This window comes from Amaricoccus sp. B4 (genome assembly GCF_043226085.1).
In the GTDB taxonomy this organism is placed as follows: Bacteria; Pseudomonadota; Alphaproteobacteria; order Rhodobacterales; family Rhodobacteraceae; genus Amaricoccus.
Map to the genome: position 1 here is coordinate 296,378 of NZ_CP171225.1, position 21,796 is coordinate 318,173.

The window sequence follows — 21,796 nt, forward strand, 5'->3', positions numbered from 1 at the left end:
CATGCTGGCCTACCGTTTTCTCACCGATGTCGACACCTCCGCCTTTTGCCACAAGGTAACGAAGGCGCTTTCGAAAGGCTGGTCGCTGCATGGCCAGCCGACCTACGCCTTCGATGCTTCGGCCGGCGTGATGCGCTGTGGCCAGGCGGTGGTGAAGGAGGTCGACGCGACCTACGACCCCGAAATGTCTCTCGGAGAACTCTAAGACATGTCAAAGACTTTCGCCGGAAACTTCTTCGAGGACTACAGCCTCGGCCAGACGATCACCCATGCGGTGCCGCGGACGGTGACCGAGGGCGACCGGGCGCTCTACACTGCGCTCTATCCGACGCGCTTCGCGCTCTATTCCTCCGATGAATTCGCCCGCGCAAGCGGGCTGCCGGCGAGCCCGCTCGAGGACATCGCGGCCTTCCATGTGGTCTTCGGAAAGACGGTGCCGGATGTAAGCCTCAATGCGGTGGCCAATCTCGGCTATGCCGAGGGGCGTTTCCTGAAGCCGGTCTATCCGGGCGACACGCTGACATCCACGAGCGAGGTGATCGGGCTCAAGCAGAACTCGAACGGGAAGAGCGGCGTCGTCTACGTGCGGACCACGGGCACCAATCAGCGCGGCGAGCCCGTGATGAGCTATTGCCGCTGGGTGATGGTGCGCAAGCGCAACCTCGATGCGCCCGCGCCGGAGACGGTGCTGCCGGATCTCGCGCCTTCGGTGGCGGCCGCTGATCTGGTGGTGCCCGAGGGTCTAGACTTCTCGACCTACGATTTCGCGCTGGCGGGCGAGCCCCATCGCTGGGGCGATTACGAGGTCGGTGAGCGCATCGACCATGTGGATCGGGTGACCATCGAGGAGGCCGAGCACATGATCGCCACTCGCCTCTGGCAGAACACCTCCAAGGTGCATTTCGATGCCACGTTGCGCGAGGACGGACGGCGACTGATTTATGGCGGTCATGTGATCTCCATGGCGCGCGCTCTGTCGTTCAACGGCCTGGCCAATGCCCAGATCGTGGCGGGAATCAACGCGGGCGCTCACGCCAATCCCTGCTTTGCGGGCGACACGATCGGGGCCTGGAGCGAGGTGCTGGACAAGGCGGAGACCGGTGCGCCGGGGGTCGGTGCGCTGCGGCTGCGCACGCTCGCCGTGAAGGGCGGTGCGGGCGATTTCTCGATCAAGGGCACAGATGGCAAGTATCGGCCCGATGTGCTGCTCGATCTGGATTACTGGGTTTTCATCCCCATGTGATCGCGCTGGCCGCCATCTGTGATCACACGACATCAAGGTGTGATCACAGGCGTGTTCGCACTTGCATTACGATATTTTTTCGTGGAAACATCGCCACAGCTTCACCGGGTTGGCGGGAAACTCCGCTCGGCGCCGCAGCGGTTCACATTCGGTCCCTGCTCTGGTTCAGGTCTCCGATTGTCCGTCGCGCTGTCCGGTAGGATCCAGGTGAGCGTGGTGCGAAGAGAGGGACCGAAACATGGCAGACGTCAACCGGGGCAACCGACCGCTTTCGCCGTTTCTGACCAGCTACCAGCAGCCCTTCAACGCCGTTCTTTCGATCCTGCACCGCGCCACGGGCGCCGGTCTGACGGTCGGCGGCATCCTGATGGTCTGGTGGTTCCTGGGCGTTGCTGGCGGCTCCGACTATTTCCAGTTCGTGGATGATCTGGTTACCTCCTGGATCGGCGGGCTCATCATGCTCGGCTGTCTTGGGATGCTCTGGTATCACTTCTTCAACGGCGTCCGGCACCTCATCTGGGATACCGGCAACGGGTATGAAAAGCCCGTCGTGCGCATGACCGGTCTCGCGATGCTCGCGGCTGCGGGCGCGATGACGCTGATCACCTGGATCGTCGCATATCTTTGAGATTCGAATGAAAGAGGACGTCATGTCGTACAGGACCGACCGGCAACGTGTCGCGGGCCTTGGCTCGGCCAAGGACGGGGTGCATCATTTCTGGACCCAGCGGATCACGGCGGTTGCATTGCTTCCGCTGGTGCTTCTGTTCGTGTTTCCGTTCGCGCGGAGCCTCGGATCTGACTACCAGACCGTTGTCGCCACCTATTCCAACCCGTTCAACGCAATCGTCGCGATCCTGTTCATCCTGGTTGCCTTTCGGCATCTGCAGCTCGGCCTCCAGGTCATTATCGAGGATTACGTGAGCTCCAAGCCCGCGCGCACCGCGGCGCTTATTGCCAATGTACTCCTTAGCTGGGCCTTCGCCCTGGCCGGTGTCTTTGCCGTCGCCAAGATCGCATTCACTGCCTGACCGGAGGGGAAGATGGCCGCTTATAAATTTATCGATCACACCTACGACGTCGTCGTCGTGGGCGCCGGCGGATCGGGTCTGCGCGCAACCCTCGGGATGGCGGAGCAGGGCCTGAAGACCGCCTGCATCACCAAGGTCTTCCCGACCCGCAGCCACACCGTCGCCGCGCAGGGCGGTATCGCCGCGTCGCTGTCCAACATGGGCCCCGACAACTGGCAGTGGCACATGTATGACACGGTGAAGGGCTCCGACTGGCTCGGCGACACCGACGCGATGGAGTATCTCGCGCGTTCTGCGCCTGCTGCCGTCTACGAGCTAGAACATTACGGCGTGCCGTTCTCGCGCACCGAAGAGGGCAAGATCTATCAGCGGCCCTTCGGCGGTCACACCACCGAATTCGGTGAAGGCCCGCCCGTGCAGCGCACCTGCGCCGCGGCTGACCGCACAGGGCATGCGATCCTGCACACGCTCTATGGTCAGAGCCTCAAGCACAACGCGATGTTCTACATCGAGTATTTCGCCATTGACCTCATCATGAGCGAGGACGGCGCCTGTCAGGGCGTGGTGGCCTGGAAGCTCGATGACGGCACGATGCACCGCTTCAACGCGAAGATGGTCGTGCTGGCGACCGGTGGATACGGACGGGCCTATTTCTCCGCCACCTCGGCGCATACCTGCACCGGCGACGGTGGCGGCATGGTGGCGCGCCAGGGCCTGCCTCTCCAGGACATGGAGTTCGTGCAGTTCCACCCGACCGGCATCTACGGCTCGGGCTGTCTCATCACCGAAGGCGCGCGCGGCGAGGGTGGCTATCTCACCAACGCCGAGGGCGAGCGCTTCATGGAGCGCTATGCGCCGACCTACAAGGATCTTGCGTCGCGTGATGTTGTGTCGCGCTGCATGACGATCGAGATCCGCGAAGGCAGGGGCGTGGGGCCGGAGAAGGATCACATCTTCCTACATCTCAACCACCTGCCGCCCGAAGCGCTGCATGAGCGTCTGCCGGGGATCTCGGAGTCGGCGAAGATCTTCGCGGGCGTCGATGTCACCAAGGAGCCGATCCCGGTTCTGCCGACGGTGCATTACAACATGGGGGGCATCCCGACCAACTACTGGGGCGAGGTGCTGAACCCGACGGCAGAGAACCCCGACGCGATCTTCCCGGGCCTGATGGCCGTGGGCGAGGCGGGCTGTGCCTCCGTGCATGGCGCCAACCGGCTCGGGTCAAACTCGCTCATCGATCTCGTGGTCTTCGGACGCGCCGCCGCGATCAAGGCGGGCGAGGTGGTCGATCCCGATGCACCCAACCCGCCGCTCAACGAGACCTCGGTCGAGAAGGCGATGGACCGGTTCGACGCGCTGCGCCATGCGGATGGCCAGACGCCAACCGCCGCGCTGCGCCTCAAGATGCAGAAGACCATGCAGAACAATGCAGCCGTCTTCCGCACCGAGGAGGTGTTGCAGGAAGGCTGCGTGCTGATGAGCCAGGTTGCCGGCGAGATGAAGGATCTCAAGGTCACCGACCGCTCGCTGATCTGGAATTCGGATCTCATGGAGACGCTCGAGCTCACCAACCTCATGCCCAATGCGCTCGCGACGATCGTCGGCGCGGAGGCGCGGCACGAGAGCCGGGGGGCGCATGCTCGTGAGGACTATCCGAACCGCGATGACGAGAACTGGCGGCATCACACGCTTGCCGTTGTGGGCGACGACAATTCCGTCACGCTCACCTACCGTCCGGTGCATCTCGATCCGCTGACCACCCACGACGAGGGTGGCATCGATCTGAAGAAGATTGCGCCCAAGGCGCGCGTGTACTGAGGAGGTCTTTCCATGGTTCAGTTCAATCTTCCGAAGAACAGCCGGATGGTGACGGGCAAGACCTGGCCGAAGCCGGAAGGCGCGAAGAACGTCCGCACGTTCAAGATCTACCGCTATGACGGGGTCGAGAACTCCGCGCCCCGCATCGACACCTATTTCGTCGACATGGACACCTGCGGGCCGATGGTTCTCGACGCGCTCATCAAGATCAAGAACGAGATCGACCCGACGCTCACCTTCCGGCGCTCCTGCCGGGAGGGGATCTGCGGCTCCTGCGCGATGACAATCAACGGGACCAACACGCTCGCCTGCATCTACGGCCTCGACGAGATGAAAGGCGATGTGAAGATCTATCCGCTGCCGCATATGCCGGTGGTGAAGGATCTGATCCCGGACCTCACGCATTTCTATGCCCAGCATGCTTCGATCATGCCGTGGCTCGAGACGAAGACCAACACGCCCGAGAAGGAGTGGCGGCAGTCGATCGAGGACCGGCGCAAGCTCGATGGGCTCTATGAATGCGTGATGTGCGCCTCCTGCTCGACCTCCTGCCCGAGCTACTGGTGGAATGGTGACCGGTATCTGGGCCCGGCCGCGCTGCTGCATGCCTATCGCTGGATCATCGACTCCCGCGACGAGGCGACCGGCGAGCGGCTGGACGAACTTGAAGATCCGTTCAAGCTCTACCGTTGCCATACGATCATGAACTGCACGAACACCTGTCCGAAGGGTCTCAACCCGGCGAAGGCGATCGGCGAGATCAAGAAGATGATGGTCGAGCGGACGCTCTGATCGCGGCCAATGCTTGTGGACGCCCGGTGCCGCAAATGCGGGGCCGGGCGTTCACCTTTATGGCGCATTGAAATTGTATTTTCGCTCGTTCTCCGCAATTTTTATTCAGTATTGGTAGAACGAGATGCTTGCGCATGACGATTTTGAGAGACGAGGAGGGTATGCCGCCGCGTGTGGCGATCCTTGTGGACGGTGACAATATCGGTGCGAGCTGTGCCGATCCGATCCTTCGACGCGGAGGCCGTTTGGGACGGGTGGATTTTGCGAGAGTCTATGTCAACTCCAGTCGCGCTGTGGACTGGCTGGCAACTCCCGGTTTTCGGCTGATCCACTCTGGAACATGCAAGAATGCCTCCGATCTGTTGCTGAGCATGGATGCGGTCGAACTGCTCTGGAGCGCCGAGATAGTCACCTTCGTGATTGCCACGTCGGACGGGGATTTCACACCCCTTGCGCTCCGCCTGCGTGAGAGTGGCCGGAGCGTCGTCGGCATCGGGCGAGGAAATGCCTCGCGGACCTTTCAGGCTGCCTGTTCGAGGTTCGAACCCATTGATGTGCCCGCAATTGCCGAAAAACCGAGTGCAACGGTAACGCCGTTGTCTCCCTCTGCACTCGACCGGCGGGTCGTCGCAATCATCGAGGCGTATGGCGCGGGCACGCAGGGAATGCCGATCAGTCTGCTCGGTGCGAAGATGCACACGGAGCATGGCACAGCGGCCAGCTCACTTCCCGAAGGGAACTGGCGCAGCTATCTTCAGTTGCGAAAGGCACTTTTCGCGCTGGACCCGAAGGGGCCAAAGGCGAAGGGCCGGGTGCGGAAAGGCTGTATCGCTTCGGCTGCCTGATCCGGTCCGCAAGGGGCGGCGTTTAAAGCTGGCGATACATGACCAGCGCGTCCACGTAGCCCTCGGTCGGGTGCAGGAAGGCGCCAGGCAGGCGGCCGATGGACGCGAAGCCTGCATCCTCCCAGAGCGCGATGGCGCATGTGTTGGTCGAAACGACGAAATTGAACTGCATGGCGCGGAAACCCATGGCGCGGGCCTCGGAAAGCGCGCGCTCGCACATCGCGCGCGCGATCCCGCGGCCGCGCGCCTCAGGGGCGGTGGCAAAGCCTGCATTGGCAACGTGGCTGCCGCCGCCGGCCTTGTTGGCGCAGAGATAGAAGGTGCCGAGGATGGCGCCATCCGCCTCGGCGACGAAGGCGCGATGATTGCCGCCGCTCCAGTAGTCGAGTGCCGCCTCGCGCGAAATGTCTGGCGCGATGCAATAGGTGTCGCCGGCGCGGAAAACCGGTTCGAGAATGCGCCAGATGGCGTCGTCATCTCCGGGGCGGGCCGGGCGGATCGTGAAGGTCATGGTTGTGGAATGCTGCCCCGGTGCGGGTCTTCTTGTCGAGAGGAATGCTCAGGCCCGGAACAGGGTGTGCGACAAGCCGTTCCGGGGCAGAGGTGGTCAGGCGGCCTCGCGGCCTTCGCCTTCCGCAAGATCGACGATGTCCATCATGATCTTGTTGAGGTCGAAGTCCTTCGGCGTGTAAACGCGCGCGACCCCGGCCTTGCGCATTTCGGCGGCGTCGGACTCGGGGATGATGCCACCGACGACAAGCGGAATGTCGTCGATCCCGGCCTTGCGCATCCGCTCGAGCACTTCGGTGACAAGAGGAATATGCGAGCCCGAAAGGATCGAGAGGCCGATCACATGGACGGATTCCTCGAGGGCTGCGTTGACGATCTGCGCCGGCGTCAGGCGGATGCCCTCATAGACGACCTCCATCCCGGCGTCGCGAGCGCGAACCGCGATCTGCTCGGCACCGTTGGAATGACCGTCGAGACCGGGCTTGCCGACAAGGAACTTGAGGCGGCGCCCGAGCCGGGCGCTGACGGCCTCGACGGCTTCGCGCACCTCCGCGATGTTGCCGGCGGCCGCGCTCGCAGCTTTCCCGACGCCGGTCGGTGCGCGGTATTCGCCGAAGACCTCGCGCATCACGGTGCCCCATTCTCCTGTGGTGACACCGGCCTTGGCCGCGACGATCGAGGGTCCCATGATGTTCTCGCCCGACGAGGCGGCGGCCTTGAGATCTGCGATCGCCTTCTCGACCGCCGTCGCGTCACGCGAATCGCGCCAGGTTTTGAGGCGGGCGATCTGGTCGGCTTCCACCGCCGGATCCACCACCATGATGCCACCGTCGCCTGCGGTGAGCGGCGAGGCTTCGCCCTCGACGAAGCGGTTCACCCCGACGACGGTGGTCTCGCCGGCCTCGATCCGCGACAGGCGTGCGGTATTGGCGGTAACAAGTGCGGATTTCATGTGATCGATGGCCGCGACGGCACCGCCCATCTCGTCGATGGCGGCAAGCTCGGCGCGCGCTCCCTCCTTCAGGGCCTCGACCTTGCGCTCGATGGCCGGGTTGCCATCGAAGAGATCACCGTATTCGAGCAGGTCTGTCTCGTAGGCCATGATCTGCTGCATGCGGAGCGACCACTGCTGGTCCCAGGGGCGGGGCAGGCCAAGGGCCTCGTTCCAGGCCGGAAGCTGCACGGCGCGGGCGCGAGCCTTCTTGGAAAGAACCACGGCCAGCATCTCGATCAGGATGCGGTAGACATTGTTTTCCGGCTGCTGCTCGGTGAGGCCGAGGGAGTTCACCTGAACGCCATAGCGGAACCGCCGGAGCTTTGGATCCTCGACACCGTAGCGGATATGGCAGATCTCGTCCCAAAGCTCGACGAAGGCGCGCATCTTGCACATCTCGGTGACGAAGCGGATGCCCGCATTGACGAAGAACGAGATGCGGGCGACCATGCGCGGGAAGTCTTCCGCATCTACCCGTGCCTTCACCTGATCGAGTACAGCGGTCGCGGTCGCAAGCGCAAAGGCAAGCTCCTGCTCCGGTGTCGCGCCAGCTTCCTGCAGGTGGTAGGAGCAGACATTCATCGGATTCCACTTGGGAACGTTGTGGTAGCAGTATTCGGCAATGTCACCGATCAGGCGCAACGAGGGTTCGGGCGGAAACACATATGTACCGCGCGAGAGGTATTCCTTGATGATGTCGTTCTGCACCGTGCCCTGGAGCTTCGAGATGTCGGCGCCTTGTTCCTCGGCGACAGCGACATAGAGCGCGAGGAGCCAGCCTGCGGTGGCGTTGATCGTCATCGAGGTGTTCATCGCCTCGAGCGGAATCTGGTCGAAGAGGGCGCGCATGTCGCCGATGTGGCTCACCGGAACGCCGACCTTGCCGACCTCGCCACGCGAGAGAACATGGTCGCTGTCATAGCCGGTCTGGGTCGGCAGATCGAATGCGACCGAGAGGCCGGTCTGGCCCTTGGCGAGATTGGACCTGTAGAGCTCGTTCGACTTCTCGGCCGTCGAATGCCCCGCATAGGTGCGGAAGAGCCAGGGTTTGTCGCGTGTGGTCTCGCTCATCGGGATCTCGCTCGTTCGAATCAACGCTTTGTTCCGAGCGAGCATATGCGGTTTCGCATTGCAGCGCAAATGCCCGCAACAATATTACGTTCACCATATCTGAGGTTTCTAAAACTTTCGTCGGAGATTGAGCGCCTGCGGCGAGAAAACCGGTTGCACGGCCAGAATCATAATGTAAATGATCGTTGACGACGAGTTCGGCAATAAAGTTGCGCGTTCCCGGGTGAGGAAAGCGCACATGTTACAAGGAAGCAAATGATGGCCCCTCTGGACGCCCCGACCACCCAACCGGAATATGATGCGCCGCAGAAGGATCTGTATGAAATCGGTGAGATTCCACCGCTGGGATACGTGCCCAAGAAGATGTACGCATGGGCCATTCGCCGCGAGCGTCATGGCGAACCGGACAAGTCGTTCCAGGTCGAGGTCGTCGACACCTGGAAGCTCGACAGCCATGAGGTGCTCGTCTTCGTGATGGCGGCGGGCGTCAACTATAATGGCGTCTGGGCCGGGCTGGGAGTTCCGATCAGTCCCTTCGACGGCCACAAGCAGCCCTATCACATTGCCGGGTCCGACGCTTCGGGCATCGTCTGGGCGGTCGGTGACAAGGTCAAGCGCTGGAAGGTGGGCGACGAGGTCGTCATCCACTGCAACCAGGACGACGGCGACGACGAGGAGTGCAACGGCGGCGACCCGATGTTCTCGCCCAGCCAGCGGATCTGGGGCTACGAGACCCCGGATGGATCATTCGCGCAGTTTACCCGCGTCCAGGCCCAGCAACTGATGCCGCGCCCCCAGCACCTGACCTGGGAGGAAAGTGCCTGCTACACGCTGACGCTCGCGACGGCTTACCGGATGCTTTTCGGGCATCACCCGCACGAGTTGAAGCCGGGCCAGAACGTGCTGGTCTGGGGCGCCTCGGGCGGCCTCGGCTCCTTCGCGATCCAGCTCGCCAACACCGCGGGCGCGAATGCGATCGGCGTCATCTCCGATGAGGACAAGCGCGACTTCGTGCTCAGCCTCGGCGCGAAGGGCGTCATCAACCGCAAGGACTTCAAGTGCTGGGGCCAGCTCCCCAAGGTCAACACGCCGGAATACAACGAGTGGCTCAAGGAAGCGCGCAAGTTCGGCAAGGCGATCTGGGAGATCACCGGCAAGGGCGTGAGCGTCGACATGGTCTTCGAGCATCCGGGTGAGGCAACCTTCCCGGTCTCGACGCTCGTCGTGAAGAAGGGCGGCATGGTCGTGATCTGCGCCGGGACTTCGGGTTTCAACTGCACCTTCGACGTCCGCTACATGTGGATGCATCAGAAGCGGCTGCAGGGCAGCCACTTCGCGCATCTCAAGCAGGCGAGTGCGGCCAACAAGCTCGTCATCGAACGCCGGATCGATCCCGGCATGTCGGAAGTCTTCCCCTGGGCGGAGATCCCCGATGCCCATATCAAGATGCTCCGCAACCAGCACAAGCCGGGCAACATGGCTGTTCTGGTGAGCGCGCCCAACACCGGATTGCGCACCTTCGCGGATACAATCGAGGCGAGCAAGGCGCGGGGCTGATCCCGGCCTTCCTTCGGCGCGAATCAATCGGAATCACCCCGCCCCTTCGGCGGGGTGATTCTCTTTCGGGAAGCCGGATTCTTACGATTTCAATAATTTGGAACTGTGATCCCCCCTCATTTTTGAGGGGGCAAAAATGGCGAATTTTGCTCAACCTGCGGCTGTGTTATCAACAATTATAGCGAAATTGACGGAAAGCTTGAGGTTCTGACATGAAAGCGGACTGGGTGATTGATATTCTCAAAGATATCAGGCAGTTTTCCGAAAAGAACGGAATGATGGTGCTCGCAGAGCAGCTGGATGACGCGATCTTTGTCGCTGCACACGAAATCGGTGTGCGGGCGTCAGGGCCTGGATCGGTGAAGGGTGTCAAAGGAAACGCTGGAATCTTTGCTGGAGCGCTTGCAGACCACGAAGTCCGTTGAGGAGCTTCAGGTCTGGACTCACGAGCTTCGCGATTATTTTGGTGTCAGCCACGTCTTCTATCATACGGCAACTCTGAAAGGTGAGCAGGTTGGGGCATTCACCTACTCTCTCGAATGGGTCCGTCGATACATCGAAAGGGATTACCGAAGTATTGATCCCGTCGTGCTTGGTGCGATGCGGCGGTTTCACCCGATGGACTGGAAGGCCTGCGACTGGTCCAGTCCCGCTGCGCGCAAGTTCATGCGCGAGGCGCTTGAAGCAGGGGTCGGCAACCAGGGTTGGGCTGTGCCGATCTGGGGTCCGAACGGAGAGTTCGCCCTCTTCTCGCTGAACGACAAATGCGACGACGAAACATGGGAAGCGTTCACGCGGCAGAATGCCAAGAACGCACTCCTCGTTTCGCATCTCGTGCATCAGCAGGTGATGCGGATCGTGCACAACGAGCTCGACCCTCCGTCGGCCGAGCTTTCGCCCCGCGAGCGTGAGGCGCTTGCCCAGCTCAGTGTCGGGCTCAGCCGCGCCAATGTGGCTGACTCGCTCAACATCTCCGAGAACACGCTGCGCGCCTACATCGATTCCGCGCGCCACAAGCTCGGAGCCGCCAATGTGACCCATGCCGTCGCGCTTGCGCTGGCCAAGGGAATCATCGTTCCGACGGGGACGTTGCCCAAATATTGAGGCAGCGCACGCTCGGGCTTTATTAAGACAGGATCGGCATTAATGGCGCTGCGGAAGAACGCAGGAGCTAGAAATGATCCATTATCTCTATCGCGACCAGCTTGAGCGCCATCCGGAACTTGGCGCGTCAATGTACAGAGACCGTGCCTTTCAGTTCAAGGATCGCCTCGACTGGGACGTTTCTGTCGATGAGAATGGATTTGAACTTGATGAATACGATCATCTCAACCCGCTCTACATCATCTGGAAGGATGCGGCGGGCCGTCACGGCGGCTCGCTCCGGGTGATGCCGACGGTCGGCCGCACCATGACGGCGGAGCATTTCCTCGATCTCACGGATGGTGTGCGGATCACGAGCCCGTTCATCTGGGAATGCACCCGCTTCTGCCTCGCGCCCGGTGCGTCATCCTCGGTCGCCGGTGCGCTTCTTGCCGCCGGGCTCGAACTCGGCCTGCGCTTCGGTCTCGAGCAGGCGGTCGGGGTGATCTATACCCGCGTGCTCGGCCTCTACCGCCGCTTCGGCCATGTGCCGGAAGTGATCGGGACGAAGGGCGAAGGCAACGAGCGGATCAGCGTCTGCATCTGGGACGTGACAGAGGAGGCGCGCAACGAGATCTGCCGCCGCTCGGGTGTTCCCGAAGCGATGATCCAGTCCTGGTTCGATGCGAGCTTCCCGTCGCGATTTCGCCAGTCCGCCGCCGTCGCCTGAGACCGGCAGGATCTGAGCCTTGACGCCGAAGGCTGGCAGCCCCGCCGGCTTCCCGCTAGAGAGGTGGGGAGGCAGGACGGGCGGCACATATGGAATTCTCGGCGGATCAGCTCCGGGCGTGGAAGCGCATCTCTGCGACGCTGGCGGCGTCGGGGGTAGATCTCGAAGGCAGGCAGCTCACCTCCGAAACGCGGGGCGCTCAGCCGACGCTCGCGGTGATCGGCAAGGCGGGCTCGGGCAAGACCATGCTGCTCGCCCAAATGGTGAAAACGCTGGTGGCCTCGGGCGTGGAGACGATCTCGGCCGATTATGAAAGCCGGCGCAGCCGGTCGCGGCGGACGCTGGCGGTGCTTGCGCCGACCAACAAGGCGGCGAGCGTGCTCCGGGCGCGCGGTGTGCCCGCAACGACGATCCACCGCATCCTCTATACCCCTCTCTACGACCCCGAGTATGAGGCGATCGCCGAATGGCTGACCGGCAAGGCCGAGCGGCCGAAAGTCGAAAGCCTGACCGACGAGGCGCTCGACCGCGCCGAGGCGTTCTACAAGGTCCACCCGTCCGTCCCCGGAGCGCTGGCGAGCGCCGGCCTGCGCGGTTCGGATTTCATCCGCGGCTGGAAGCGGCGTGACGAGCCGCTCGACATCGGCATGATCGACGAGGCCTCGATGCTCGACAAGCGTCAGTATGAGGACCTGCGCGAACTCTTCTCCACACTCGTGCTCTTCGGCGACCCGGCCCAGCTCGCACCGGTCGGCACGAATGACGGCATGGTCTTCGAGACCCTGCCGGAGGAGGCGCGGCTGCCGCTTGCCCGCGTCCATCGTCAGGCGGCGGACAGCCCGATCATCGACCTCGCCCATGCGCTGGCCGACGACGGCATGGATTTCGACCGCTTTGAAGATCTCGTGCACGAGATGGCGGCGCGGGACGAGCGGGTGGTGGTGGCCCGGCGTGTCGATTCCGGCGCGATGGCGCGGGCCCCGGTGCTTGTCTGGCGCAACGACACCCGCGTGCGTCTCATCCACGCCTTCCGGCTTGCGCACGGCGCGCCGCCGGACGGGATGATGCCGGGCGAGCCGCTGATCTGCGACGGGATCGAGCTTCCGCTCAAGCACCGCAAGCGGCGGATGGATCTCGAGGCCCGCGGTCTCGTGAAGGGCGCGCAGGCGGTCTGGCTCGGGCCGGGCAAGAAGCCGGGTTTCAGCCGCCTCTTCCTCATGGGAAGCGACGACCCGCGGCTTGCGGTCGCGAGCATCATCCAGATCGAGAGCCCGGGCGAGGAAGAGCCCTTCATCCCCACCGCGGCGCGCATGGGGGCGGTATTCCTGCATGGCGCGGCGGTGACGATCCACAAGGCCCAGGGATCGCAGTGGCCCGAGGTGCAGCTCTTCGCCCCCGACATTCTCGCCGCCGCCCGTTCGGGGCGCGTCGAGGCCGGGATCCCGCTCTGGAAGCGGCTTGCCTATGTCGCGATTACCCGCGCGGAGGAGCGGCTGTTCTGGATCATGCGCTACGCGCTTTCACGCCCCGCCGAGCCGCTCGGGATCGACGATCTGAGCCGGATCGCGCCGCCGCCGGTCCTGATGGCCGAAACCCCGGTGGAGTGAGCCAGCGCCCTCTTGTGCGCCGCGGCGCGCGCGACCATCTGACCTTCGGGAGTTTTTCTTATCGGAGCTCAAGCATATGACAGGTCTCGCGAAATGACGGGTGGGTTTAATCGGGCCGCAGTGGCGGCCTTCGTGGAGAAGCCGCGGGTCCGCAACGCGATCCTCGCGGTGATCGTGCTCAACGCCGTGGTTCTGGGGCTCGAAACCTCCGGCACGGCGATGGCAGCGGCGGGACCGCTGCTCGTTGCGCTCGACCAGACCTGTCTCGCGATCTTCGTGCTCGAGCTTGTGGCCAAGCTTTTCGCCTATCGCGGGCGGTTTTTCCGCGAGGGCTGGAACATCTTCGATTTCGTGATCGTCGGCATCAGCCTTGTGCCGAGCGTTGATGGACTTTCGGTGCTGCGCTCGCTCCGGATCCTGCGGGTGCTGCGCGCCATCTCGCTGGTGCCGAGCCTCCGGCGGGTGATCGAGGGGCTGATCTCGGCGCTGCCGGGCATGGCCTCGGTCTTCGCGCTCATGTCGCTCATCTTCTACATCGGCGCAGTGATGGCGACGAAGCTCTTCGGATCGGCCTTTGACGAATGGTTCGGCACGATCGGGCGTTCGGCCTACTCGCTGTTCCAGATCATGACGCTGGAAAGCTGGTCCATGGGGATCGTGCGGCCGGTGATGGATGTCTATCCTTGGGCCTGGGGCTTCTTCGTGCCGTTCATCCTGGTGACGACCTTTGCGGTGGTGAACCTGATCGTGGGTCTGGTGGTGAACTCGATGCAGGATGCGCATTCGGAGGAGAGCAACGCCCAGACCGACGAATATCGCGATGCGGTGATCGGGCGGCTTGCCCGGATCGAGGAAAAGCTCGAGGCGCTCGAACCCTCGGACGTGCGGCAGGGCCGGACCGGAACCTAGCGCTTGGCGATGCGGAAGGCGGTGGCGGCGAGCCAGCCGGCGGCGAGGGCGAGGGCCACCGAGAAGAGGCCGTAGATGAAGGGCCGGTTGTGGGCGAGGTTGTAGAGCCAGCGCTCGATGCCGGTCTTCTCCACGACGATCTCGGCCGCACCCGAGCTGATGACCTTGCGGTCGCGCACGAGGAAGAACTCGGCCACGTAGTCGCCCTCGACGATGTTCGAAGGCAGCTTGATGTGGGTCTGGAAGAGCGTGTCCTCGGCGAGGCTCACATCGCCGTCGAGCCTGGCGTAGAGCCCGCTCTCCTCCCGCAGCCGGACCACCGCCTCGGCGAAGGGGCGGGTGTCCTCGACCCCCGGTGCGCTCTCCACCTTGCGCACGGCCTGGTCCATGCCGATCCGGTAGCGCAGGCGCTCGGTTTCGGTGAGCAGATCGCCCATCGGCCGGGTGGAGGCGATGGCGTAGAAGCTCGGGGTCTCGCGGATCCGCACCGCCGAACGGTTCACCCAGATCCCGAACCAGCGGCTTTTCTCGCGCACGGTGATCGGGCGGACCGGGCCCTTGATGGTGATGATGACATCGAGCGGGTCGGCGTCCTCGGGGATCGGGGCGTCGCGGCGGATCGCGCCGAAGACGAAGAGCTCGGAGCCGTCGAAGGTGGCATTGAGGGCGATGTTCTCGGTCGAGAGGCCGGTGACGACTGTTTCCTGGGCCAGCGCCACCGGAGCGGCCAGCCAGAGCGCGAGGAGGAGGAGGGCGGCCCGGCGGATCATCCGCGGGCCGCCTCGATCGAGAAGAGCTCGGCGGGCCGGATCACCAGATCGGCGGCGAGCTTGAGGCAGACGAAGATGACGAGAAGGGCGAGCAGGACGCGGAGCTGTTCGGCCTTGAGCCGGGCGGCGAGCACGACGCCGATCTGGGCGCCGATGACGCCGCCGACGAGCAGGATCACGGCGAGAACCGCATCGACGGACTTGTTCTCGACCGCATGCAGCACGGTGGTGAAGCCGGTCACGAACAGGAACTGGAAGAGCGAGGTGCCGACGACGACCTTGGTGGGCATGCCGATGAGATAGATCATCGCGGGCACCATGATGAAGCCGCCGCCCACGCCCATGATGGCCGCAAGGATGCCGACCAGAACCCCCACCACGAAGGGCGGGATGGCGCTCACGTAGAGCTGGGAGGCGCGGAAGCGCATCTTGAGCGGCAGGCCGTGGGCCCAGGTGTGGCGCTTGCGGGAGGCGAGCGCGGCGTTGGGGTTTCGCGCGCGGCGGATGGCGCGGAGGCTCTCGATGAGCATGAGGGCGCCGATCACCCCCAGAAGGACCACGTAGAGCAGGCTCACCACGAGCTCGTACTGGCCCATCTTGCGGAGCGCGGAATAGGCCATCACGCCGAGGCCGGAGCCGAGAAGGCCGCCGGCCAGCAGGACGCTGCCCATCTTGAGATCGACGGTGCGCTTGCGGAGATGGGCGAGCAGGCCGGAGAAGGAGGAGCCCGCGATCTGGTTGGCGGCGGAGGCGACCGCGACGCCGGGCGGGATGCCGATGAAGAAGAGGAGCGGGGTCAGGATGAAGCCGCCGCCGACCCCGAACATGCCCGAGAGAATGCCGACCATGCCGCCGATGCCAAGAAGCAGAAGCGCGTTTACGGAGACTTCTGCGATGGGCAAATAGATCTGCATGGCACCGGGAAAGCTGAACTGCGCCCTCCGAGCGTAGCCCAAGGAAATCGGCCGCGCCAGACGTTCGCGGCGAGTTTCGCCGCCTGTTTCGCAGCTTGTGGCGCAGGTGCCTGCCAGGGAGGCAGAACGGGCGGCATCGCCGGCGTGAAAGCGGGGCGTTTCACCGTGAAACGGGGGTAATGCCCTTTGAATTCATTGAATTTTCGTAGTTAACATATCATGAATCCGGGCAGGCGCCGGGGTGGGGCGCACCCCCGCGGCTGGCGCGGCCCGGCACCGGTGCGGGGCGCGATTTCAGCCCGCGCCGAGGCCCCGGAGATAGCGGCGCAGGACGTTTTCGAGCTTCGCCGCGCCCAGCGGCGCCATGGCCTTGGTGTGCTCGTGGCTGATGTTTTCGTCGCTGAGGCCCGCGGCCATGTTGGTGATGGTCGAGATCGCCGCCACCTTGAGGCCGAAGAAGCGGGCGAGGATGACTTCCGGCACGGTGGACATGCCCACGGCATCGGCGCCGAGCAGGCGGATCGCGCGGATCTCGGCCGGGGTCTCGAAGCTCGGGCCGGAATACCAGGCGTAGACGCCGGAGGGGAGCGCCACGCCTTCCTCGTCGGCGGCGGTGAGGAGCGCTTCGCGCAGCGCCGGGTCGTAGGCATCGACCATGTTGACGAAGCGTGCGTCGGTCGGCTCGCCGATCAGCGGGTTGCGGCCGGAGAAGTTGATGTGATCGGAGAGGAGCAGGAGTTCGCCCGGCAGAACGTCCTTGCGGAAGGAGCCGGCGGCATTGGTGAAGATCACATGGCGCGCGCCGAGATCGCGCAGGGTCTCGATGGGGGTGCGCATGACGGAGGCATCGCCCGCCTCGTAGTAATGCGCGCGGCCGCCGAGCACGGCGAGGCGGACGCCTTCGAGCGTGCCGATCACGAGCTTTGGGTTGTGGCCGGAGACGCCCGCATGGGGAAAGCCCGGAAGCTCGGCATAGGGGATCGAGACGCCCTCGATGGCCTCGGCGATGTGGCCGAGGCCCGAGCCCAGCACGAGACCGAGGGTGATGGGCTCCGCGCCGGCGCGGGCGCGGATGATCTCTGCGGCTTCAGTCATTTCAGCGTTCTTTCACATAGGGGCGGCCGCCGGCCTTGGGCGGGACCGCCTTGCCGACGAAACCCGCGAGGATCACGACGGTAAGGATATAGGGCAGGGCCTGCATGAACTGGACCGGAATGACGATGCTGCCGATCGTGATGCCCTGGTAGCGGATGCCGATCGCCTCGAGAAATCCGAAGAGCAGGCAGGCGCCCAGCGCGGGCCAGGGCCGCCATTTGGCGAAGATGAGGGCGGCGAGCGCGATGAAGCCCTTGCCCGCCGTCATCTCGCGCACGAAGCCCGCCGCCATGCCGGTGGAGAGATAGGCCCCGGCGATGCCGCAGAGCAGGCCGCAGATGAGCACGGCGGCGTAGCGGAGGCGGACGACGGAGATGCCGGCGGTATCGACCGCGCCCGGGTTCTCGCCGACCGCGCGCAGGCGCAGCCCGAAGCGGGTACGGAAGAGCACCCACCAGGTGGCGGGGACGGCGGCGAGCGCGAGATAGACGAGGATGTTGTGGCCCGAGATCAGGTGCTGGTAGATCGGGCCGATCACCGGGATCGGCGCGAGCGTTTCGGTGAGCGGGAGCTCGAGCGCGAGGAAGCGGCCGCCGGCGGTGAGCTGCGGCGTCTGGCCGCCCTGGTGGAACCAGTTCTGCCCGACGAGCGCGGTGAGGCCGGAGGCGAGGAAGTTGATCGCCACCCCGGAGATGAGCTGGTTGCCCTTCAGCGTGATCGAGGCGAGCCCGTGGATGAGCGAGAGCACCATCGAGGCGGCGATGCCCGCAAGCAGCCCGACCCAGGCCGAGCCGGTGACGGCGGCGACGGCGCCGGCCATGAAGGCGGCGGCGAGCATCTTGCCCTCGAGCCCGATGTCGAAGATGCCCGCCCGCTCGGAATAGAGCCCGGCGAGGCAGGCGAGGAGCAGCGGGGTGGCGAGGCGCAGGCTCGAGCCGGCGATCTGCAGGAGGATCTCGAGCTCCATCACGCGGCCCTCGTGCGGGAGCGGGCGAAGAGCCGCTGCATGGGGATGCGCACGAGGTTCTCGAGCGCGCCGGTGAAGAGGATGACGAGGGCCTGGATCACCACGATCATCTCGCGGCTGATGTTGGGCATTTCGAAGGCCAGCTCGGCGCCGCCCTGGTAGAGGATGCCGAAGAGGATCGCGGCGAGCACGACGCCGAGGGGATGCGAGCGGCCCATGAGCGAGACCGCGATGCCGACGAAGCCCGCGCCGCCGACATAGTCGAGCACCAGCCGGTGCTGGAAGCCCATGACGACGTTGAGCGCCATCATGCCCGCCATCGCCCCCGAGAGCACCATGGCGATGACGGTGATCTTCACCGGGTCGATGCCGGCATAGACCGCGGCGGGTTCGGAGAAGCCGAAGGCGCGCATCTCGTAGCCGAGCCGGGTGCGCCAGATCAGCACCCAGGTGAGGAAGGCGGCGAGGAGCGCCAGCAGGGCCGAGAGGTTCATCGGGGTCTTGGCGACGGTGATGCCGATGGCGCCGAGCATCTCGTGCATGAAGGGCAGGTGGGTGCCCGGCGCGAAGTTGCGGGTTTCGGGCGACATCGAGCCCGGCACCTTCATGACGTTGACCAGGAGGTAGACCACCAGCGCCGAGGCGATGAAGTTGAACATGATGGTGGTGATGACGACATGGCTGCCGCGCTTGGCCTGCAGGTAGCCCGGAAGGAAGGCCCAGGCGGCGCCGAAGAGCCCGGCGCCGAGGAGGGCGAAGGGGAGCGCGAGGGTCCAGTGCGGCCAGGGCACGGCGAGGCAGACCAGCGTCGCGCCGATGCCGCCGAGCGCGGCCTGGCCTTCGCCGCCGATGTTGAAGAGCCCGGCGTGGAAGGCGATGGCGACCGAGAGGCCGGTGAAGACGAAGGTGGTGGCGTAGAACAGCGTGAAGCCGATGCCGTAGGAGGAGCCGAGCGAGCCGACGACGAGGAAGCGGAGCGCCTGGACCGGGTTTTCGCCGATGAAGACCACGACGAGGCCCGCGACGAGGAAGGCGAGCGTGAGGTTGAGGGCGGGAATGAGGCCGAGATCGACCCAGCGGGGCAGGCTCGTGTTCATGCGGCCGCTCCCTTGTCCGGCTCGATCCCGGCCATGAGCAGGCCGAGCTCGCGCTCGTCGGTGTCGGCGGCCTGCCGCGTGCCGGAGACGCGGCCGTCGAACATCACCACGATGCGGTCGGAGAGCGCCTGGATCTCGTCGAGCTCGACCGAGACGAGGATGATCGCCTTGCCCGCGTCGCGCAGGGCGACGATCTGGCGGTGGATGAACTCGATGGCGCCGATATCGACACCGCGGGTCGGCTGGCCGATCAGGAGCACGTCGGGGCCGCATTCGATCTCGCGGGCGAGCACGATCTTCTGCTGGTTGCCGCCGGAGAAGTTGGCGGCCTTGAGGTTGGGATCGGGCGGGCGGATGTCGAAGCGCTCGATCTTGCCGCGGGCGTCCTCGCGCATCGCATCGCCCTTCATGAGGCCGAGATGGGCGCAGAACTTCGGCAGGTCGTGGTAGCCGAAGCTGGTGTTTTCCCAGGTCTGGTAGGGCATGACGAGGCCGCGGCGGTGGCGGTCCTCGGGGACATGGGCGATGCCGCGGCGGCGGCGGTCGTCGGCATTGGTGGTGCGCGAGATGTCGAGCGGCTCGCCCTTGAGGCGGACCTCGCCGGAGGTGGCGGGCGCGATCCCCGCCAGCACCTCGAGGAGCTCGGACTGGCCGTTGCCGGCGACGCCCGCGATGCCGAGGATCTCGCCGGCCCGCACCTCGAGGCTCACCGCGCGCAGGCGCTCGACGCCCTTGGCGTCGGTGAGCGAGAGGTCGCGGGTCTCGAGGAGGACCGGGCCGGGGGTCGCGGGCGTCTTTTCCACCCGGAGCAGCACGCGGCGGCCGACCATGAGCTCGGCGAGCTCGGCGGGGCTGGTTTCGGCGGTGGTGAGGGTCCGGACCATCTCGCCCCGGCGCATCACGCTCACCTCGTCGGTGGCGGCCATGATCTCGCGGAGCTTGTGGGTGATGAGCAGGATGGTCTTCCCCTCGGACTTGAGGTGCTCGAGGATGCGGAAGAGGTGATCGGCCTCGGCGGGCGTGAGCACGCCGGTGGGCTCGTCGAGGATGAGGATGTCGCACTCGCGGTAGAGCGCCTTCAGGATCTCCACCCGCTGCTGGAAGCCCACGGAGAGCTCGCCCACCACCGCGTCGGGATCGACCTGGAGCTCGTATTCCTTCGCGAGCCGGGTGAGCTCGGTGCGGGCCCTGGCGAGCGAGGGGCGCAGCAGCGGGCCGTTCTCGGCGCCGAGTATGACGTTCTCGAGCACGGTGAAGGGTTCGACCAGCATGAAGTGCTGATGGACCATGCCGATGCCGGCCGCGATCGCGGCCTGGCTGTCGCGGATCGGCGTGGCGCGGCCGTTGATGCGGATCTCGCCCGCATCGGCCTCGTAGAAGCCGTAGAGGATCGACATGAGCGTCGATTTGCCCGCGCCGTTCTCGCCGACGATGCCGTGGATGGTGCCGCGGCGGACGGCGAGGTGGATGTCGCGGTTGGCCTGGACCGCGCCGAAGCTCTTGGAGATGCCCGAGAGCTCGATGGCGAGGGGGGCGAAGGCCGCCCCGCCGGCGGGGGATCCGGGTTGCGGCGGCACCGGCGTGCGCCTCAGCTCGCCGGGCAGCTGTCGTCCGACATGTAGTCGTGGACCTCGATCTCGCCGCTGATGATCTCGGTCCTGGCCTGGTCGGTCGTGGTGAGCATCTCCTCGGTGATCAGCGCCTCGTTGAATTCGTCGACGGAATAGCCGACGCCGTCCTGCGCGAGGCCCATCACCTCGACACCGGTGGACCAGTCGCCGTTCTGGACATCCATCATCGCGTCGTAGACGGCGTTGTCCACGCGCTTGAGCATCGAGGTGAGCATGTTGCCGGGGTGGAGGTAATCCTGGTTGGAATCGACGCCGATGCCGAGCACGCCCGCATCCGCCGCCGCCTGGAGCACGCCGATGCCGGTGCCGCCGGCGGCGTGGTAGATCACGTCGGCGCCGCGGTCGATCTGGCTCTTGGCGAGCTCGCCGCCGCGCACCGGATCGTTCCAGGCCGCGCCGGTGCTGCCGGTCATGTTCTGGAACACTTCCGCATCCGGGTTGACCGCCTTCACGCCCTGGACGTAGCCGCAGGCGAACTTGCGGATGAGGGGGATGTCCATGCCGCCGACGAAGCCCACCTTACCGGTCTTCGAGGCCATCGCGGCGAGCATGCCGACCAGATAGGAGCCCTCATGCTCGGAGAAGACCACCGAGCGGACATTGGGGAGATCCACCACCGCGTCGATGAGCACGAAGCGGGTGTCGGGAAATTCGGCGGCGACGGTTTCCATCGCCGAGGCGTTGGAGAAGCCCGCCACCACCACCGGGTCGTAGCCCTGCTGGGCGAAGCGGCGCAGGGCCTGTTCGCGCTGCGCGTCGGACTGCAGCTCGAATTCGCGGTAGCCGATGCCGGTCTCTTCCTTGAAGCGCTCGGCCCCCTCGAAGGACGCCTGGTTGAAGGAGCGGTCGAACTTGCCGCCGAGATCGAAGATCACCGCCGGGTTTGCGTCCTCCGCCCAGACAGCGCCGGCAGAGAGAAGCAGTGCGGCCGCCGAGACGAGGGTCCTTGCAAAAGTCATCCCAATGTTCCTCCGAGGAAAATGCCAAGCCGCCGATCCGCCGGAACCCCACCCGCGCGGACCGAAAGGTTTGCAGACCATAAAGGCCGAAGCCCCGGAACCGGTCAATGGGTTTGATTTTGGGACGCGGAAATTGCGCTGGCAGATCGTGGCGCTGCGGCGGCGGGCGA

Annotated in this window: 22 protein-coding genes; 13 read left to right on the plus strand and 9 right to left on the minus strand. The window is 65.0% G+C overall.

Going from position 1 to position 21,796, the window contains the following annotated elements; all coding sequences use genetic code 11:
- Position 1 precedes the first annotated feature (1 nt).
- From ACF66B_RS01415 to ACF66B_RS01445, 7 genes are all read left to right on the plus strand, one after another.
- Positions 2–205 (plus strand): DUF1737 domain-containing protein, encoded by a 204-nt coding sequence (locus tag ACF66B_RS01415; protein ID WP_111428599.1) that lies wholly within the window; start codon positions 2–4, stop codon positions 203–205.
- Positions 206–208: 3 nt separating this feature from the next.
- Positions 209–1,243 carry a MaoC family dehydratase gene (locus ACF66B_RS01420; RefSeq protein ID WP_111428598.1) on the plus strand — a complete coding sequence of 345 codons (1,035 nt, stop codon included), beginning with the start codon at positions 209–211 and terminating at the stop codon, positions 1,241–1,243.
- Positions 1,244–1,481: 238 nt separating this feature from the next.
- Positions 1,482–1,871 (plus strand): succinate dehydrogenase, cytochrome b556 subunit, encoded by a 390-nt coding sequence (sdhC, locus tag ACF66B_RS01425; protein WP_111428597.1) that lies wholly within the window; start codon positions 1,482–1,484, stop codon positions 1,869–1,871.
- A gap of 22 nt (positions 1,872–1,893) precedes the next feature.
- Entirely contained in the window at positions 1,894–2,274 is a 381-nt protein-coding gene (gene sdhD / locus ACF66B_RS01430) for a succinate dehydrogenase, hydrophobic membrane anchor protein (protein ID WP_111428940.1), read from the plus strand.
- A gap of 12 nt (positions 2,275–2,286) precedes the next feature.
- Positions 2,287–4,095, plus strand: coding sequence for a succinate dehydrogenase flavoprotein subunit (sdhA, locus tag ACF66B_RS01435; RefSeq protein ID WP_111428596.1), 1,809 nt, complete (start codon positions 2,287–2,289; stop codon positions 4,093–4,095).
- 12 nt (positions 4,096–4,107) lie between these two features.
- On the plus strand, positions 4,108–4,887 hold the full coding sequence (locus tag ACF66B_RS01440) for a succinate dehydrogenase iron-sulfur subunit (RefSeq protein ID WP_111428595.1): 780 nt from the start codon (positions 4,108–4,110) through the stop codon (positions 4,885–4,887).
- Between the two features lie 134 nt (positions 4,888–5,021).
- Positions 5,022–5,732: an NYN domain-containing protein gene (locus ACF66B_RS01445; RefSeq protein ID WP_111428594.1), complete on the plus strand. Its 711-nt coding sequence runs from the start codon at positions 5,022–5,024 to the stop codon at positions 5,730–5,732.
- A 22-nt stretch (positions 5,733–5,754) separates the two neighbouring features.
- On the opposite strand, the gene ACF66B_RS01450 is transcribed toward ACF66B_RS01445, so the two are convergent.
- Positions 5,755–6,243, minus strand: a complete 489-nt coding sequence (locus ACF66B_RS01450; protein ID WP_111428593.1) for an N-acetyltransferase — start codon at positions 6,241–6,243, stop codon at positions 5,755–5,757.
- A gap of 96 nt (positions 6,244–6,339) precedes the next feature.
- The gene (locus ACF66B_RS01455) at positions 6,340–8,307 is read right to left on the minus strand and encodes a protein meaA (protein ID WP_111428592.1); all 1,968 of its coding nucleotides are present in this window, start codon (positions 8,305–8,307) and stop codon (positions 6,340–6,342) included.
- A 258-nt stretch (positions 8,308–8,565) separates the two neighbouring features.
- Between ACF66B_RS01455 and ccrA the strand changes: the two genes are divergently transcribed.
- The 6 genes from ccrA to ACF66B_RS01485 all read left to right on the plus strand — a co-directional run bounded on the left by ccrA (position 8,566) and on the right by ACF66B_RS01485 (position 14,193).
- Entirely contained in the window at positions 8,566–9,864 is a 1,299-nt protein-coding gene (gene ccrA / locus ACF66B_RS01460) for a crotonyl-CoA carboxylase/reductase (protein ID WP_111428939.1), read from the plus strand.
- Between the two features lie 212 nt (positions 9,865–10,076).
- Complete coding sequence (locus tag ACF66B_RS01465) at positions 10,077–10,289, plus strand: hypothetical protein (RefSeq protein WP_162683157.1); 213 nt, start codon at positions 10,077–10,079, stop codon at positions 10,287–10,289.
- The gene (locus ACF66B_RS01470; protein WP_111428938.1) at positions 10,267–10,968 is read left to right on the plus strand and encodes a LuxR family transcriptional regulator; all 702 of its coding nucleotides are present in this window, start codon (positions 10,267–10,269) and stop codon (positions 10,966–10,968) included. The genes ACF66B_RS01465 and ACF66B_RS01470 overlap by 23 nt, the downstream gene beginning before the upstream one ends.
- A gap of 73 nt (positions 10,969–11,041) precedes the next feature.
- Positions 11,042–11,677 carry an acyl-homoserine-lactone synthase gene (locus ACF66B_RS01475; RefSeq protein WP_111428591.1) on the plus strand — a complete coding sequence of 212 codons (636 nt, stop codon included), beginning with the start codon at positions 11,042–11,044 and terminating at the stop codon, positions 11,675–11,677.
- Positions 11,678–11,766: 89 nt separating this feature from the next.
- Entirely contained in the window at positions 11,767–13,284 is a 1,518-nt protein-coding gene (locus ACF66B_RS01480; RefSeq protein ID WP_111428590.1) for an AAA family ATPase, read from the plus strand.
- A 93-nt stretch (positions 13,285–13,377) separates the two neighbouring features.
- Positions 13,378–14,193, plus strand: coding sequence for an ion transporter (locus ACF66B_RS01485; RefSeq protein ID WP_111428589.1), 816 nt, complete (start codon positions 13,378–13,380; stop codon positions 14,191–14,193).
- Here ACF66B_RS01485 and ACF66B_RS01490 read toward each other — a convergent pair.
- The 7 genes from ACF66B_RS01490 to ACF66B_RS01520 form a co-directional block, all read right to left on the minus strand.
- Positions 14,190–14,963, minus strand: a complete 774-nt coding sequence (locus ACF66B_RS01490) for a TIGR02186 family protein (protein WP_111428588.1) — start codon at positions 14,961–14,963, stop codon at positions 14,190–14,192. The genes ACF66B_RS01485 and ACF66B_RS01490 overlap by 4 nt on opposite strands.
- Entirely contained in the window at positions 14,960–15,877 is a 918-nt protein-coding gene (locus ACF66B_RS01495; protein ID WP_111428587.1) for a sulfite exporter TauE/SafE family protein, read from the minus strand. Before ACF66B_RS01495 ends, ACF66B_RS01490 begins: the two co-directional genes overlap by 4 nt.
- Positions 15,878–16,171: 294 nt before the next feature.
- On the minus strand, positions 16,172–16,972 hold the full coding sequence (locus ACF66B_RS01500; protein WP_111428586.1) for a purine-nucleoside phosphorylase: 801 nt from the start codon (positions 16,970–16,972) through the stop codon (positions 16,172–16,174).
- 1 nt (position 16,973) lies between these two features.
- Positions 16,974–17,939 (minus strand): ABC transporter permease, encoded by a 966-nt coding sequence (locus ACF66B_RS01505; protein ID WP_111428585.1) that lies wholly within the window; start codon positions 17,937–17,939, stop codon positions 16,974–16,976.
- A complete protein-coding gene (locus ACF66B_RS01510; protein WP_111428584.1) occupies positions 17,939–19,036 on the minus strand; it encodes an ABC transporter permease in 1,098 nt (365 codons plus the stop codon). The genes ACF66B_RS01505 and ACF66B_RS01510 overlap by 1 nt, the downstream gene beginning before the upstream one ends.
- Positions 19,033–20,613: an ABC transporter ATP-binding protein gene (locus ACF66B_RS01515; RefSeq protein ID WP_111428583.1), complete on the minus strand. Its 1,581-nt coding sequence runs from the start codon at positions 20,611–20,613 to the stop codon at positions 19,033–19,035. The genes ACF66B_RS01510 and ACF66B_RS01515 overlap by 4 nt, the downstream gene beginning before the upstream one ends.
- A gap of 11 nt (positions 20,614–20,624) precedes the next feature.
- Positions 20,625–21,626: a BMP family ABC transporter substrate-binding protein gene (locus tag ACF66B_RS01520; RefSeq protein WP_111428582.1), complete on the minus strand. Its 1,002-nt coding sequence runs from the start codon at positions 21,624–21,626 to the stop codon at positions 20,625–20,627.
- Between the last annotated feature and the right edge of the window lie 170 nt (positions 21,627–21,796).